This is a genomic window from Pseudomonas sp. D1-36 (genome assembly GCF_051132205.1).
Classification (GTDB): domain Bacteria; phylum Pseudomonadota; class Gammaproteobacteria; order Pseudomonadales; family Pseudomonadaceae; genus Aquipseudomonas.
In genome coordinates this window covers 792626-808510 of record NZ_CP071674.1, presented here as the reverse complement: position 1 = coordinate 808510, position 15885 = coordinate 792626, and the positions used below count along the sequence as shown (strand labels likewise).

Below are 15885 nucleotides of genomic sequence, written 5' to 3'. Positions count from 1 at the left end.
CGCTTACCCAAACGAGGGCGACTGATTAGGCCGCCTATTTCCTGTTGCACCGAATAAGAGTGCCGTTCTTCGACCACCTGGTTGAAGGCGTAACAAAAAGGAAAACATGATGAATCGTGAGCATGCTCTGTCTGGTCTCGCTGTGTCCGCAGCCCCATCCTTTCGCTTGGCTCAGTGGCGAATGCTGCTGGCGGCGATGTTCTGCTACCTGTTTTTCTACACCGGTCGGCAAACGTTCGGCTTCGCAATTCCCGGCATGCAGGCTGAGTTCGGCCTGAGCAAGGAGACCCTGGGCTGGGTTTCTGCGGCGATGCTGTGGGCTTACGCCATCGGCCAAGCTATCAATGGAAACCTGGCGGACAAGTTCGGCGGGCGCCGCATCATGACGCTGGGGGCTGTCCTCTCCTGCGCCGCCAATTGGGTGACCAGCTTCGCCAGCGGCATTGTCAGCCTCATCCTACCGTGGGGCGTCAATGGCTACTTTCAGGCGCTTGGCTGGGCGCCAGGTAGCCGTCTGCTGTCCAATTGGTGGGGAGTGTCGGAGCGCGGCAAGGTATATGGGTTCTACGTGTTCGCGGCAGGTTGTGCCTCGATTCTGTCCTATGTCACATCGGTGGTCGTGCTGGAAGTGTTAGAGCTCGAATGGCGCTGGATTTTCCGTCTGCCAGTGTTGCTCATGCTGGCCGGCGGTATCCTGTTTTACTTCATCGCCCGGGAGCGCCCACAGGACATGGGGTTCGAGCCGCTTACCGACACCGGCGTGGCAAACGCCGATGACAAGGGACAAGAAGCCTCGGATGAAGTCGAGACCTCGGCTCAGCGCTACAAAGCAGTCCTGAAGAATACGCGCCTGATCATCGCCGCCGTTTCTCTCGGGTTTCAGAATGCGGCGCGGTATGGCTTGATCGTCTGGGTGCCGGTGCATTTCCTGGGTGCCGACTGGAAAAGCGGCGACAGCTGGATCGATCCGAAATGGATCACCGTCGCGCTGCCGGTTGGCATGGCGGTAGGTGCGCTCAGCAACGGTTGGGTGTCCGACAAGTTATTCGGCTCCAAGCGCTACCTGGCCATCATGTTGTACATGTTCCTCGGCGCAGCCACCAGCCTATGGATGTGGAGCCTGCCGGCACATAGCACCGTCGGCTTGATCGCCCTGTTCCTCTGCGGTTTCTTCGTCTACGGCCCCGCCTCCAGCTTCTGGGCGCTGTGCCCCGATCTGGTTGGCGCCAAGCGCGCAGGCACCGCCACCGGCATCATGAATTTCTCCTCTTACCTGTTCGCCGGCCTGGCTGAGCCATTGATCGGCAGCATGCTGGACAGCACGGGCAACACGTCATTGATATTCGTAGTCGTCGCTTCTGCCTGTATCTGCAGTGCAATGGTCGCATTGTTCGTACGGCGCTGACCTAGGCTTAACCAGCGGAACTCACGAAATCGGTAATCGCCATGTATCAGTACCACAAATGGCTTCGCTCCTTTCACGCAGTCGCTCGCAATGGCAGCTTCACGCTTGCTGCTGAGTATCTGAGCGTGGGACAGCCGACTGTCAGCGAGCAGGTGAGCGCGTTGGAGAACATGTTCTCCGTCGAGCTCTTCCATCGTCGCGGGCGTTCCATCGAGATGACGGCTGCCGGTCGCCAACTCTATGCGATCACCCAGGGCCTGTTCGGTCAGGAGGATGAAGCCGTGCAATTGCTGCAGAGCTTCCGCCAACGAAAGGCAGGGTTGTTGAGGCTCGGCGCAGTTTCGCCGCCCATCGCCATGAGCCTGACGTATGCGTTGATGCAGCAGTACCCGGATGTGGAGTTGGAAACCTCTTTTTCCTCTGAACGGGAAACACTGGATCGGCTTTACAACTTCGACATCGATGTGGCGATCCTGGCGCTCTCGGAGTTCGATCATCGCCTGCACACACAGTTATATCGGCGTTACCCGATTGTCGGCGTGGTCCGCGAGGATCATCCATGGGCAGGGCTGGAACAGGTTCGGATCGAACAGATTCGCGGCGAGCGAGTGGTTTTGCGCGAGCAGGCTTCACGCACCCGGCAGTTGGTGGAAGAGGCCTGTCATCGAGCCGGCATCGAGCTCGACTGCGCCATGCAGCTCAACAGCCGCGAAGCGATCGTGCATGCCATCGCTCAGGGCATAGGTATCGGTTTCGTCTCGGCGGTGGAATACGCGGAAACGCCCGGTACCCGGCCGGTCACCTTTGTCGATCATCCGTTTCACATCGAATATCACCTGTGCTGCCTGGGCATTCGTCGTAACCGACCAATGATTGTCGAGCTGTTCGAAAACTGCACACCGCCACCGACCTGAATGCCATCGATTTCATCACTCAGCCTGCCCATTCAATGGGGGGGCAGGACTTTTTCACTCGTCATTTGGAGATGCACCATGAACTACAACCAACCGACACAACTGCAAGCGGCCATTCTCGACTGGGCAGGTACCGTCGTTGACTTTGGCTCCTTCGCGCCTACGCAGATCTTTGTCGAAGCGTTCGGCGAGTTCGGGGTCGAGGTGTCCCTTGAAGAGGCACGCGGTCCGATGGGGATGGGCAAGTGGGATCACATCCGAACCCTGTGCGACATGCCCGCGGTTGCCGAGCGCTACCGCGCAAAATTTGGCCGTACGCCTACGGATGCGGACGTCACGGCGATTTATGAGCGCTTCATGCCGCTGCAGATCGACAAGATCGGCCTTCATTCGGCATTGATTCCGGGCGCGCTGGAGGCCATCACGGTGTTGCGTGATAAGGGTTTGAAGATCGGCACCTGTTCGGGCTACCCGGCGGTGGTGATGGAGAAGGTCGTGGAGCTGGCTCGCCGCAACGGTTATGAGCCTGATCACGTCGTGGCCACCGATGAAGTGCCCAATGGCCGCCCTTATCCGGCACAGTCCCTGGCCAACGTCATCGCACTGGGTATCAGTGATGTCGCGGCCTGTGTGAAAGTCGATGACACCTGGCCAGGCATTTTGGAAGGTCGCAGCGCCGGCATGTGGACGGTCGCACTGACCTGCTCGGGCAATGCTCTAGGGATGACCTACGAGCAATACAAGAGCATGCCTGGGGATAAGCTGGATCAGGAGCGCAACCGCATCGGTCGCATGTTCGAGGGTTCGCGCCCGCACTACTTGATCGACACCATCGCCGAGTTGCCGGCAGTGATCGATGACATCAATGCACGCCTGTCGAGAGGCGAAATGCCTCAAAACACCTGAGTTCCCGGGTACCGGGCAGCTGGCATCGTCAATTGCCCTATCAGGCGCGCCGACCCTGGCGCAGCCCAACAAAAAAGACGTCCAAAAGGCGTCTTTTTTTGTGTCTGCCATTTCATAACCCACGAAGCAGCGGCATTCATCTCCTACTAGTAGACCGATCGACTAGAAACGATTAGCATCGCCCCCATGAATACTCTAAAGATCCGCGAAACATCCGACGTCCGCCAAGGCATCCTTGATGTGGGCCAAAGAATCATGGCCGCCAAAGGTTATACCGCGGTGGGTCTGAACGAGATCCTGGCGACTGCCGGTGTGCCGAAGGGCTCGTTCTATCACTACTTTGGCTCCAAGGACGCGTTTGGCGAGGCCCTGCTCGAGAACTATTTCGAGACTTATCTCGACGATATCGACCGGACCCTCGCCCAGCCGGGCCTGACGATGGCGCAGCGTCTGCTGGACTATTTCCGCATCTGGCAGGACACCCAGTCCTTTCATGATTGCCAGGGCAAGTGCCTGGCGGTGAAGCTGGGCGTGGAAGTCGCTGACCTTTCCGAGGCCATGCGTGCAGTGCTTAACCGCGGTACGTCAGGAATCATCGATCGCCTGGCGAGTGGGATCGAGTCCGGCTTGGCCGAGGGCTCATTGACCATCAGCGGTACTCCCCACGAGGTTGCGCAGAGCCTCTATCAACTTTGGGTCGGCGCTAGCGTCATGGTGAAGATCACCAAGAGCGCCCAACCCTTCGAGACGGCGATGTCCACGACTCGCCAGCTTCTCAACCTGTCCTGATACACCGGCATGAGCGATGTAGCGCCCGTCACGGCGTCGCACTGCTCGCGTCATCCCTCGCCGCTTTTTCCCCGACGTTTCTGCGATGCTTCCTACGCTCACTTGCAGCCCCTGAACAGCACCCGTAAAAAATTTCAAAAAGTTACTAGACGACCGGTCTAATTTGAAATACCGTAGCAGCACGTTCACCTCTGGGAACAAAGAACTACAGCCTTAGCCAGTCAACCAATGATCGTTCGCCGCCAACCAACTAGACGACCGGTCTAATTTCACGATTTGTCGTGACCTCACGACCCAACTGAAAAAAGGAAGCACAAAATGAAAATTCTCATGGTTCTGACCTCACACGACACCCTTGGCGATACCGGCCGCAAAACCGGTTTTTGGCTCGAAGAGCTGGCAGCGCCTTATTACACCTTCCTGGGCGCCAACGCCGAGATCGTCCTGGCGTCCCCAGCGGGTGGCCAGCCGCCGCTCGATCCGAAGAGCAACGAGCCGTCCTTCCAGACTGACCTGACCCGCCGCTTCGAAACCGATGCCGTAGCCACCGCGCTGCTCGCCAACACCGTGCGCCTGGACAGCGTATCGCCTGCCGATTTCGATGCGGTTTTCTACCCAGGCGGCCACGGCCCGCTGTGGGATCTGGCAGAAGACCCGGTCTCGATCCAGTTGATCGAGTCCTTCATCGCCGCCGGCAAGCCCGCTGCCTTGGTGTGCCATGCCCCGGGCGTCCTGCGCCATGTAAAGAAGGCTGACGGCACACCCTTGGTCGAAGGCAAGCAAGTTGCCGGTTTCACCAATTCCGAAGAAGAGGCAGTCGGCCTGACCCACGTCGTGCCGTTCCTGGTCGAGGACATGCTCAAGGCCAACGGCGGCCTGTACTCGAAAGGCCCGGACTGGGCCTCCTACGTGGTTCGCGACGGCCTGCTGATCACCGGCCAGAACCCCGGCTCGTCCAGCGAAGCCGCGAAGGTCCTGACAGAGCTGCTGAACAACGCCTGATCAAGCCTTGGGCGGGAGACGCCGCAGGTCTCCCGCACTCTACGACATCCCCCGACGCCATCGGCAAAAGCCCTCACATTCCTGGAGACACCCATGACTGCGTTCAACTTGCAGCAGATCAAAGACGCTGGCTGGCTGAAAGAAGCCAACTATATCGACGGCCTGTGGGTGGCAGCGGATGACGCCAGCCACTTCGCGGTAAACGACCCAGCCACCGAGAGCCAGATCGGCCAGATCCCTTGGAGCGGCGCTGTTGAAACACGCCGCGCCATCGACGCCGCACAGGCAGCGTTCGCATCCTGGTCACTGACCACCGCGGCAGAGCGCGCCATTCTGCTCAATCGCATGGCGCAGTTGGTACGCGACAACCTCGACATCCTCGCCAGCATGCTGACGCTCGAACAAGGCAAGCCGCTGGCCGAAGCGCGCAACGAAATGAAACTGGGCGCCGACTACATTCAGTGGTTTGCCGAAGAGGCGCGGCGCATCAATGGCGAGATCATTCCCTCGCCTTGGAAAGACCGGCAGATCCTGGTCACCCGCGAGCCCGTCGGCGTGGTGGGAGCGATCTCGCCGTGGAACTTCCCCTTCTCCATGCTCTCGCGCAAAGTCGCTCCGGCGCTGGCGGCCGGCTGCACCATCGTCATCAAACCATCCGAATTCACGCCGTTCTCCGGCCTGCTCTATGGTGTGTTGGCGCAGCAAGCGGGCATCCCCGCCGGTGTGGTCAATGTCGTCACAGGCGACGGTGCCGCGGTGGGCGGCGAACTGTCCGCCAACCCGTTGGTGCGCAAGATCACCTTCACCGGTTCCACCCGCGTCGGCAAGCTGCTGTACAAGCAATCCGCCGACAGCATGAAGAAATTGTCGATGGAGTTGGGCGGCAACGCACCGACCATCATTTTCGACGACGCCGACCTCGACCTGGCCGTCGAAAATGCCATCGCCGGAAAATTTCGCAACAGTGGCCAGACCTGCGTATGCACCAACCGCTTCTATGTCCAGGACGGTATCTATGACGAGTTCGCTAAGCGCCTGACGGCGCGGGTCCGGCAGCTGAAAATCGGCAACGGCTTCGATGAGGGCGTCGAGCAAGGCCCGCTGATCAACCAGGCCGCCGTCAGCAAGGTCGATGCGCACGTGCGAGACGCCCAAGCCAAAGGCGGTCGCGTATTGCTGGGTGGTAAACGCCATGCGCTCGGCGCGACGTTTTATGAGCCCACCGTGATCGCTGACGCCACAGCCGACATGCTCATCGCCCAGGAAGAAACCTTCGGCCCCGTGGCCGCGCTGTTCCGCTTCAACACCGAACAAGAAGGCATCGACGCCGCCAACGCCTCCGAGTTCGGCCTGGCCGCGTACTTCTTCACCCGCGACCTGGCGCGCACCTTCCGCGTCTCCCGCGCCTTGCAGAGCGGCATGATCGGCATCAACGCCGGGGTCATCACCACCGTCGAAGCGCCCTTCGGCGGGGTCAAGGATAGCGGTATCGGCCGCGAGGGCTCGACTCATGGCCTGGATGAATACCTCAACCTCAAATACCTCAGCCTCGGTGGTTTGTAAGCCCACCCGACATTGACGCGACAAGGAATCGAATCATGGAACATCGCTCGTTGTTCGAGCCCACCTCGTTGGGCTCCATCACGCTGAAGAACCGCATCGTCATGCCGCCACTCACCCGCCAACGCAGCGGACAGCCCGGCGACATTCCCACGGCCCTGATGGCGCGCTACTACCAACAACGGGCCAGCGCCGGCCTGATCATCAGCGAAGGCACCCAGATCGAGCCTCGGGGCAAAGGTTATGCCTGGACGCCAGGCATCTACAGCCAGGCGCAGATCGATGGCTGGCGCACCGTGACCGACGCCGTGCATGCCAAGGGCGGGGTGATTTTCGCCCAGCTTTGGCACGTTGGCCGGGTGTCCCACAACGCACTGCAGCCCGACAACGCCGCCCCCATCGCGCCGTCGCCGATCCAGGCGCAAAAGGCCAAGGCCTTCATCGAAACCGGCCATGGCACCGGTACTCTGGTGGAGCCGTCCATGCCTCGGGAATTGAGCGTCGCCGAGATCAAGACGCTGGTCGAACTCTATGCCCAGGCCGCACGCAATGCCCTGAGCGCCGGCTTCGATGGCATTGAAATCCACTCGGCCAATGGCTATCTGGTCAATCAGTTCATCTCGACCCATGCCAACCAGCGCACCGATGAATACGGCGGCTCGCTGCACAACCGCCTGCGCTTCTTGCGCGAAGTGGTGCAAGCCGTCAGCGCCGTGGTCGGGCCCGAACGCGTCGGGGTGCGCTTCACGCCGCTGTTCACCAGCACCGACGAAGACCGGGTGTACATCGGCTTTGTCGAAGAAGATCCGCACCAGACCTACATCGAGGCCATCAAGGTGCTTGAGCAAGCAGGCGTAGGCTACCTCTCGATCGCCGAAGCCGACTGGCCGAATGCGCCGGACCTGCCCGACGCGTTTCGTCGCGAGGTCAGACGCACGTTCAGCGGTCGCATCATCTATGCCGGTTTGTACACTGCGGATCGCGCGGCACGCCTGGTCGAAGCGGGCCTGGCCGACCTGGTTGCGTTCGGTCGTCCCTTCATTGCCAACCCCGACTTGCCTGAGCGCATCGCCAACGGCTGGCCGCTGAACACTCTGGACGCCGCTGGGCTGTATGGCGGCAACGAGCAAGGGTTCACCGACTACCCGCGGTACAGCCCCTCCACATCTGACGTAAAAGAAGAGGTATTGGCATGAACGAAGGAATCGCAGGCAAAGTCGTCCTGATTACCGGCGGCAGTACCGGCATCGGCGCCGAAGTCGCTCGCCTGCTGGCCGCACGCGGCGCCAAGGTGGCAGTGGCCGCACGGCGGACTGACAAACTGGAGGCCGTGGTGGCCGGGATCGCTCGCCAGGGTGGCGCGGCCAAAGCCTACACCCTCGACGTCACCGACAAACGCCAGGTCGAGGCCGTGGTCGCCGCGGTCGTGACCGACTTCGGCAAGCTCGACGTGCTGATCAACAACGCCGGACTGATGCCGATTCGCCCCATGGCAGAGGTCAACACCGATGAATGGGACGCCATGATCGACGTCAATCTCAAGGGCACGCTTTACGGTATTGCAGCGGCGCTGCCACGTTTCCTCGCGCAGGAAAGCGGACACATCATCAACCTGAGCTCCGTGGCTGGAGTGAAAGTCTTTGCACCCGGTGGAACGGTGTACTCGGGAACGAAGTTCGCCGTCAGCGCCATTTCCGAAGGCTTGCGCCAGGAAGTAGGCGACAAGGTTCGCGTGACGTCCATCGCACCCGGCGCGGTGGACAGCGACCTCAAGCACAGCACCTTCGGCACAGCCAAAGACACCGTGCTGGACTTCTACAAGAAAGCAATCCCGGCTGCCTCGGTGGCTCGTGCCATCGCTTTCGCGATCGAGCAGCCGAACGATGTGGACATCAACGAAATCGTGCTCCGTCCGACTCAACAGGAGTTTTGACAAAAGGGAAAGACAAAAGGGGACTTGACGGTAGAGGACTTCAGGTGCGGATCGTCCACCGGTACTCGGGACATACGTAGCCGCATCGAATGAATTTTTCTTCACCCCGGGTCTTCATGTGATCCGTTACAGTCCCCTCGCTCATTCAAGAAACTAAGGTTTTAGCCCGCTCTCCCGCGGGCTTTTTTTTGCCTGTCATTCCTCATCCCGACAAAAAAACTTTCAGATTCAGGACCAGCCGCCGATACAGCTCCGTTAAACGTTTTTGCTGGCTCTTAACAACAACAATCTTCCAGCCAACCGACGATCAAGCAGCGCAACGTTCCTGGAGGAATTTGATGAATAGCTGGTTTGGCAACATTAGCGTCAACATGAAACTGGGCCTGGGCTTCGGCCTGGTGCTGGTACTGACTTGTCTCCTGGCCCTGACCAGTTGGACCAGCCTGGGTGGCTTGATCGACCGCAGCAACTGGATGAGCGACATCACCCAGCTCAACGCTGGCCTGACCAAGCTGCGCGTCACGCGCCTGCAATACATGCTGACCAACGGCGACGAGACCGCCGCGCAAAATGTACAGACCACCCTTGATGGTTTCCTGGCGCAGCAGAACGCGCTGCTCAACAGTTTCAAAAGCCCTGCAAACGTCAAACTGCTCAAAGAGCAGAATGCGACCATCAACGCCTATCAAGTGTCGCTGAACAAAATGCGCAGCGCCTACCGTACCGGCAACTCCGCCCGTGAGGTCATGGGCGCAAACGCCGAGACGGCCTACAAGCTGATCGAAGCAATCGATTCGGACGTCAAGCAAATGGCCCTCAGCGATGAACGCTTTGAGCAGTTCCAGGCCATTACCCAGACCAAGCAGGCGTTCATGCTGGCTCGTTATGAAGTGCGCGGCTATACCGCCAACCCCAACGCCGATACCGAACGCAAGGCCTTCGCCCAACTGGATGCCGCCATCGCGTCGCTCAAGCCGCTCGATGAATACTTCGCCAGTACCCGCCAAGGTGAGCTGCGCCAGCTTGAGTCGACCCTGGTCCAATACCGCAGCGCCGTACAGGCTTTCAAATTGGCCACGGCCGATGTTGTACAGGCACGCAAGGAAATGACTGACCAAGGCGCGGCCATCGTCTCCCTGAGCGAGCAGCTGTACCAGATCCAACTCGATCGTCGCGACGCCGAAAGCGCCCAAGCCCGCACGCTGCAACTGGTCAGCACCTTGCTGGCCTTGTTGGTGGGCGTCATTGCCGCCGTGGTCATCACTCGCCAGATCACTCGCCCGCTGCGTGAAACGCTCGCCGTGGTAGAGCGCATCGCCGGCGGCGACCTGTCGCAGAACGTTATCGTTACCCGTCGCGATGAACTCGGCGTCTTGCAACAAGGCATCGCCCGCATGGGCGTGACCTTGCGCGACCTCATCAGCGGCATCCGCGATGGCGTGACGCAGATCGCCAGCGCCGCCGAAGAGCTGTCGGCCGTCACCGAGCAGACCAGCGCCGGGGTCAACAGCCAGAAAGTCGAGACCGACCAGGTCGCGACCGCCATGCATGAGATGACCGCCACGGTCCAGGAAGTCGCCCGCAACGCCGAAGAAGCGTCCCAAGCCGCGGCCGCCGCCGACGGCGAAGCCCGTGATGGCGACCAGGTGGTCAACGAAGCCATCGCTCAGATCGAACGCCTGGCCAGTGAAGTGGTGCGCTCTACCGATGCGATGACCGTTCTGCAGCAGGAAAGCGACAAGATCGGCGCGGTGATGGACGTCATCAAGGCCGTCGCCGAGCAGACCAACTTGCTGGCGCTCAACGCCGCCATCGAAGCGGCCCGCGCCGGTGAAGCCGGTCGTGGCTTCGCAGTCGTCGCCGACGAAGTCCGTGGCCTGGCCCAACGCACGCAGAAATCCACCGAGGAAATCGAAGGCCTGGTGGCCGGCCTGCAGAACGGCACCCAGCAAGTGGCCGCCGTGATGAACAACAGCCGCAACCTCACCGACAGTAGCGTGGCACTGACCCGCAAGGCCGGCGTGTCACTGGAGAACATCACCCGCACGGTGTCGAACATCCAGTCGATGAACCAGCAGATCGCCGCCGCCGCCGAGCAACAGAGCGCCGTGGCCGAAGAGATCAGCCGCAGCATCATCAACGTGCGCGATGTCTCCGAACAAACCGCCGCCGCCAGCGAAGAGACCGCAGCGTCCAGTGTTGAACTGGCGCGGTTGGGCGGTCAGTTGCAGCAGATGGTCAGTCATTTCAGGGTTTGATTACGCAAACGCCCGCTTCCAATGGAAACGGGCGTCTTGCCTACCGATGCAGCTCAAGCGTTCCAGGGGTTGATCACCTCAATCCCCGGAAACTCGAAGTCTCTTATGTTGCGTGTGGCAATCGGCGCGCCGTGAGACCGGCAAATAGCCGCAATTTGCGCATCGGCCATACCCGCCGCCTTACCCTTGGCCTCACACGACGCAACAAGCGTTGCGTACTCAACAGCCGCATGGGCATCAAAAGATAAAATTCTGCCTGCAAAATCCTCTTCAAAAATTGCCATCGCATGGGATTCGAGCTTCTGCTTTCGCTTGCCGAAGGGCAGCCTGGCTATACCATGAAGAATTTCCGCTACCGTGATAGCGCAGATGACCAGATCCATCGCTGGCTGTGAATCGACCCAAGTCAGAACTTTTGTATCCGGCTCAACGCGCATGAATTCGGAAATCACATTGGTATCGAGGATTATCATTCAGAGAAATCCAACGCCTTTGCTTTTTCGTCACGGGACGGTAGGTCAAGCTCAACGCCCCCCAGGGCCCGGAACCTGTTTCGAATACGACTTCCCAATCCTCCCGCAGAATTAACCGTGGCCAGTGCGCGCCCCAGGATAAGACGAGCCTCTTCCTCCATTGAATGACCATTGTGAGCCGCAGCGATACGCAGTTGCTCTTTTATTTGATCATCTAGATTTCGAATCGTGATACTAGCCATAACGCCACCGCAATCAATGAAATCATTGACTGCAAGATTAGTCGACGAGTCGTCGAATTGTCCAGCCGCCGTTACACACTGATCGCGTTCGTAAAGACCAACCGATTCCCAAACGGATCCATCACGGTCATGTCCTGGCTACCCCACGGCATGGCCTGGATCTGTGGATGGGCGTAGCGATATTGCTTGGCGATCAATTGCTGCTGGAAGACTTCCAGTTCATCAGTCTCGATTCGCAACGCCGAGCCCGGCGTGCAATCGCCATGGTGCTCGGACAGGTGCAGCACGCAGTCACCACGGGAGACTTGCAGGTACAACGGAAAGTCGTCATCGAAGCGGTGTTGCCAGTCGACGGTAAAGCCCAGGAAGTCGACATAGAACGCCAACGCCTTGGTTTCATCGAAGATCCGCAGGATCGGAGTGGTTTTACCGAAGCTCATGGGTTGCTCCCTGGCTGAAAAGACCCAGTTTAGATGGGTTGACCCCAATGCTTCGGCCTGTGATTGGGCTTCTTTAGTGTCGTAGTGCCATTATTGTGACGTCAACTAATGCAACTGCTTGTCTTTGAATGCTATCGGGAGCAGTGAAATCCGTGGCGCAGGTCGCCTTCACGCGCCAGGAAACGTCCTTCTCTTTTGCCATTCGCTTGCCCTTTGCAATAACTCAGGATGCCGTTGACCCACACGCCGTCAATGCCTTCCGCCGCCCGTTGCGGTTCGTTGAAGTCCGCGACGTCGCGGATGGTCTGTGGATTGAACAACACCAGGTCCGCCCAATGTCCTTCACGTATTTCGCCCCGCTCCTTCAGGCCGAAGCGCGCGGCTGAAAGCCCTGTCATCTTGTGGACGGCGGTATGCAGCGGAAAAAGCCCGATGTCTCGACTGAAATGTCCCAAGACTCGAGGGAAAGCGCCCCACAGCCGTGGGTGCGGAAAGGGGTCTTCGGGCAGGCCATCAGAGCCGACCATGGACAAAGGGTGCGCGAGGATTCGTCTTACATCGCTTTCATCCATGCCGTAATACACCGCACCTGCCGGCTGTAGGCGACTCGCCGCTTCCAGAAGCGACACGTCCCATTCGGCGGCGATGTCTGCCAGGTCTCGACCGCCCATGGGCGGATGCGGTGTCGACCAGGTGATGGTGATGCGATGGGCATCGGTCACCTGTTTGAGGTCCAGTGTCGAAGAGCTCGCCGCATAGGGATAGCAGTCACAACCAACTGGGTGGGTTTTCGCCGCGTTTTCCAACGCCGCGAGCACCTGTGGACTACGTCCCCAGTTACCGGCGCCGGCACATTTGAGGTGGGAAACAATGACCGGGCTCTGGGCATGACGACCGATCTGAAACGCCTCGTCCATGGCTTCCAGCACCGGCTCGAATTCGCTGCGCAGATGGGTGGTGTAGACCGCGCCGAACGCCGCCAACTCTTCGGTCAATTGCATGACCTCGTCAGTGGATGCGCAGAACGCGTTGGCATAGGCCAGGCCGGTGGACAGGCCCAGCGCACCGTCCTCCAGGCTTTCACGCAGTTGCTGACGCATGGCGGCGATTTCTCCTGCGCTGGCGGTGCGCAACAAGTCGTCCAGATGATTGCTGCGCAGCGCCGTGTGCCCGACCAAGGCGGCTACGTTGACCGCTGGTGTCGCCGCCTCCACCGCCGAACGATAATCAGCGAAGCGTGGGTAGGCAAACGCCTGGGCGGTGCCGAGCAGGTTCATCGGGTCCGGCGGATCGCCCTGAAGGCGAACCGGCGACGCGCTGATGCCGCAGTTGCCGACGATCACCGTGGTCACGCCCTGGCTGAGCTTGGGCAGCATTTGCGGTTGGCGGATGACCACCGTGTCGTCGTGGGTGTGCACGTCGATGAATCCTGGCGCCAGCACGCGGCCAGCGGCGTCGATTTCGTCAACCGCCCGGGTGTCGCCCAGATCGCCGATGCGCTCGATGCGACCCGCGCGAATCGCCACGTCGGCGTTATAGCCAGGCTTGTCGTGACCATCGATCACCAAGGCGTTGCGGATGAGTGTGTCGTACAGCATTTCAGTCTCCCAGCGGCAGGCGATCGTCGCCGCCACGGTAATCGTCCAGGGCAAGCTTGACCCGCCGCAGGCGCTCTTGATTGTCTTGCGGATGAGCCAGCGCCAGTTCAGTGGCGAGCACATCGATGGCCAGCAGCATGCCGTAGCGCGCCGCCGTGGGTTTGTAGATGAACGAGGTTTCGGCGCCTTGCAGCGGCAGCACCACGTCGGCCAGGCGGGCCAGTGGCGAGTCGGCACGGGTGATGGCCAAGATCGGAGCACCGTAGCCGCGGGCCAGTTCAACCGCGCTCAACAACTCTGGCGTGATACCAGTCAGTGAACAGGCAATCACCAAGTGTTGATCGCTCAGCGAAGTGGCCGTGATGCGCATCATCACCGGGTCGCGGCAGGCGGCGATCGAGTAGCCGAAACGCACCAGGCGCACCTGTAATTCTTCGCCACACAGCGCCGACCAGCCACCGAGGCCGAACGCATGGACCATTCGTGCCTTGCCGATCATCCGTACCGCATCGCCGAACTGCGGCTCTTCGAACGCTGCCAAGTGCTGACGCAACGTCGATTCGATGTCCCCAACGATCTGTCCATAAAACGCCGATTGCTCGGGCGCGCCGGCGGGGTCGAGGAAGCGGCTGCCGACGCCACTGGCCTGGGCCAGTTGCAGGCGTAGGTCTCGCAGATCGCGGCAACCGACGGTACGGGCAAAGCGCGACAGCGTGGCGCTGCTGACTTCCGCGCGCTGGGCCAACTCTTCCAGGCTGGCGGAGGCGGCAAATCCTACGTCGTCGAGCATCAGCCGGGCGATTCTTCCTTCGCCGGCGCTGAAAGAATCCTGACGGGAGCGGATCTGGTAGAGGATGTCCATGACGGTTCCTTGCAATGGCGGTCAGAGCACGCGGGCAAGCCCAAGGGTCAAGGCGAACGCGACCAGGGATATCAATGTCTCGAGCACCGTCCAGGTCTTGAACGTTTGCGTGACGGTCATATTGAAGTATTCCTTGATCAGCCAGAAGCCGCCGTCATTGACGTGGGACAAGATAACCGACCCAGCTCCGGTCGCCAGCACCAGTAACTCGGGATGGGGATAACCCAGGCCAATCGCCACGGGCGCGACAATGCCCGACGCCGTCGTCATCGCCACCGTGGCCGACCCCGTTGCAACACGCATCAATGCGGCGAACAGCCACCCCATCACCAGGGGCGACAATTGAAACTCCTGGGCCAGGCCGACGATTTGCTGAGTGACCCCGGCATCCACCAAAATCCTGTTCAAACCACCGCCCGCCCCCACCAGCAAGGTGATGCTGGCCGTCGGCGCCAGGCATTCGTTGGTGAACCTGAGGATCGACTCGCGGCTGAAGCCTTGGGCGAGGCCGAGGGTCCAGAAGCTGAGGATGGTCGCCAACAGCAGGGCGATCACCGAGTTGCCGATAAACAACAGGAACTGATTGAAACCGCTCCCCGGCGTGGAGATCAGGTTGGCCCAGCCGCCAATCAGCATCAGGATCACCGGCAACAGAATCGTCCCCAGCGTTATGCCGAAGCCAGGCAGATTGGCCCGTGGCTCCCGATCGAGAAATTGGCGCTCCAGCGGGTTTTCAGCGGGCAGTTGGATGCGCGGTACGATGAACTTGGCGTACAGAGGTCCGGCGATGATCGCAGTGGGAATGCCGACCAGGATCGCGTACAGCAAGGTCTGCCCCACCGACGCCTGGAACGCCTGCACCGCCAGCATCGCCGCCGGGTGCGGCGGCACCAGCGCATGGACCACCGAAAGCCCGGCGACCATGGGCAGCCCCACCATCAAAATCGACACGCCCACGCGTCGGGCGATGGTAAAGGCGATAGGCACCAACAGCACAAAACCGACTTCGAAAAACAGCGGCAAACCGACCAGGAATGCGATGCAGACCATTGCCCAATGGGCATTGCGCTCGCCGAATCGTTCGATCAACGTCTGCGCCATCCGCTCCGCGCCGCCGGACTCGGCCATCATCTTGCCAAGCATCGTGCCCAAGGCCACCACCAACGCGATGTGCCCCAGCGTCTTGCCGACACCCGCCTCGTACGCCCCCACCACACCCGAGGGCGGCATCCCGGCCAGCAACGCCAGGCCGATGGAAACCAGGGTAATCACGATGAACGGATTGAGCCGGTAGCGCGCAATCAAAACGATCAGTGCAATGATGGCGATGGCCGCGTAGACCAATAGCCAATAACCGAAAGCAGGTGCCATGCGTTACTCCTCGAATGGGGTCACGTCGATGTGTTGTGAAAGTCATAAATCATTTCGACGGGAAATCTTCAAACCCACTGAAAGTAATTTTCGCGCACAGACAAAAAATGTCGCTGATGGACATCGCGACAG

General features: G+C 60.2%; 15 protein-coding genes and 1 pseudogene. 10 read left to right on the top strand and 6 right to left on the bottom strand.

The features are described from left to right. The first annotated feature begins 109 nt into the window (after positions 1–109). The 10 genes and pseudogenes from J3P76_RS03505 to J3P76_RS03460 all read left to right on the top strand — a co-directional run bounded on the left by J3P76_RS03505 (position 110) and on the right by J3P76_RS03460 (position 10767). Positions 110–1405, top strand: coding sequence for an MFS transporter (locus J3P76_RS03505; RefSeq protein WP_434560779.1), 1296 nt, complete (start codon positions 110–112; stop codon positions 1403–1405). A gap of 41 nt (positions 1406–1446) precedes the next feature. Next, on the top strand, positions 1447–2319 hold the full coding sequence (locus tag J3P76_RS03500; protein WP_420765623.1) for a LysR substrate-binding domain-containing protein: 873 nt from the start codon (positions 1447–1449) through the stop codon (positions 2317–2319). Between the two features lie 78 nt (positions 2320–2397). Beyond that, complete coding sequence (phnX, locus tag J3P76_RS03495; RefSeq protein ID WP_434560780.1) at positions 2398–3225, top strand: phosphonoacetaldehyde hydrolase; 828 nt, start codon at positions 2398–2400, stop codon at positions 3223–3225. A 186-nt stretch (positions 3226–3411) separates the two neighbouring features. Further along, the gene (locus J3P76_RS03490; RefSeq protein ID WP_434701495.1) at positions 3412–4014 is read left to right on the top strand and encodes a TetR/AcrR family transcriptional regulator; all 603 of its coding nucleotides are present in this window, start codon (positions 3412–3414) and stop codon (positions 4012–4014) included. Between the two features lie 318 nt (positions 4015–4332). Next, a complete protein-coding gene (locus tag J3P76_RS03485) occupies positions 4333–5016 on the top strand; it encodes a type 1 glutamine amidotransferase domain-containing protein (protein WP_420765626.1) in 684 nt (227 codons plus the stop codon). A 93-nt stretch (positions 5017–5109) separates the two neighbouring features. Next, positions 5110–6579 (top strand): NAD-dependent succinate-semialdehyde dehydrogenase, encoded by a 1470-nt coding sequence (locus J3P76_RS03480; protein WP_434701494.1) that lies wholly within the window; start codon positions 5110–5112, stop codon positions 6577–6579. Between the two features lie 35 nt (positions 6580–6614). After that, positions 6615–7772: an alkene reductase gene (locus tag J3P76_RS03475; protein ID WP_434701493.1), complete on the top strand. Its 1158-nt coding sequence runs from the start codon at positions 6615–6617 to the stop codon at positions 7770–7772. Further along, complete coding sequence (locus J3P76_RS03470) at positions 7769–8509, top strand: SDR family oxidoreductase (RefSeq protein WP_434649019.1); 741 nt, start codon at positions 7769–7771, stop codon at positions 8507–8509. The genes J3P76_RS03475 and J3P76_RS03470 overlap by 4 nt, the downstream gene beginning before the upstream one ends. 338 nt (positions 8510–8847) lie before the next feature. Further along, positions 8848–9861: pseudogene (locus tag J3P76_RS03465) on the top strand (methyl-accepting chemotaxis protein); the annotation flags it as partial. Positions 9862–9903: 42 nt separating this feature from the next. After that, positions 9904–10767 carry a methyl-accepting chemotaxis protein gene (locus J3P76_RS03460; RefSeq protein ID WP_434635627.1) on the top strand — a complete coding sequence of 288 codons (864 nt, stop codon included), beginning with the start codon at positions 9904–9906 and terminating at the stop codon, positions 10765–10767. 53 nt (positions 10768–10820) lie between these two features. On the opposite strand, the gene J3P76_RS03455 is transcribed toward J3P76_RS03460, so the two are convergent. From J3P76_RS03455 to J3P76_RS03430, 6 genes are all read right to left on the bottom strand, one after another. Then, a complete protein-coding gene (locus J3P76_RS03455) occupies positions 10821–11240 on the bottom strand; it encodes a type II toxin-antitoxin system VapC family toxin (protein ID WP_434560789.1) in 420 nt (139 codons plus the stop codon). Then, a complete protein-coding gene (locus J3P76_RS03450; protein ID WP_434560791.1) occupies positions 11237–11482 on the bottom strand; it encodes a FitA-like ribbon-helix-helix domain-containing protein in 246 nt (81 codons plus the stop codon). The genes J3P76_RS03455 and J3P76_RS03450 overlap by 4 nt, the downstream gene beginning before the upstream one ends. Before the next feature lie 71 nt (positions 11483–11553). Continuing rightward, the gene (locus tag J3P76_RS03445; protein WP_434701492.1) at positions 11554–11922 is read right to left on the bottom strand and encodes a glyoxalase superfamily protein; all 369 of its coding nucleotides are present in this window, start codon (positions 11920–11922) and stop codon (positions 11554–11556) included. 131 nt (positions 11923–12053) lie between these two features. After that, a complete protein-coding gene (locus J3P76_RS03440; RefSeq protein WP_434611668.1) occupies positions 12054–13520 on the bottom strand; it encodes an N-acyl-D-amino-acid deacylase family protein in 1467 nt (488 codons plus the stop codon). 1 nt (position 13521) lies between these two features. Then, on the bottom strand, positions 13522–14382 hold the full coding sequence (locus tag J3P76_RS03435; protein WP_434675833.1) for a MurR/RpiR family transcriptional regulator: 861 nt from the start codon (positions 14380–14382) through the stop codon (positions 13522–13524). A gap of 21 nt (positions 14383–14403) precedes the next feature. Then, the gene (locus J3P76_RS03430; protein WP_434607902.1) at positions 14404–15753 is read right to left on the bottom strand and encodes a gluconate:H+ symporter; all 1350 of its coding nucleotides are present in this window, start codon (positions 15751–15753) and stop codon (positions 14404–14406) included. Positions 15754–15885 lie beyond the last annotated feature (132 nt).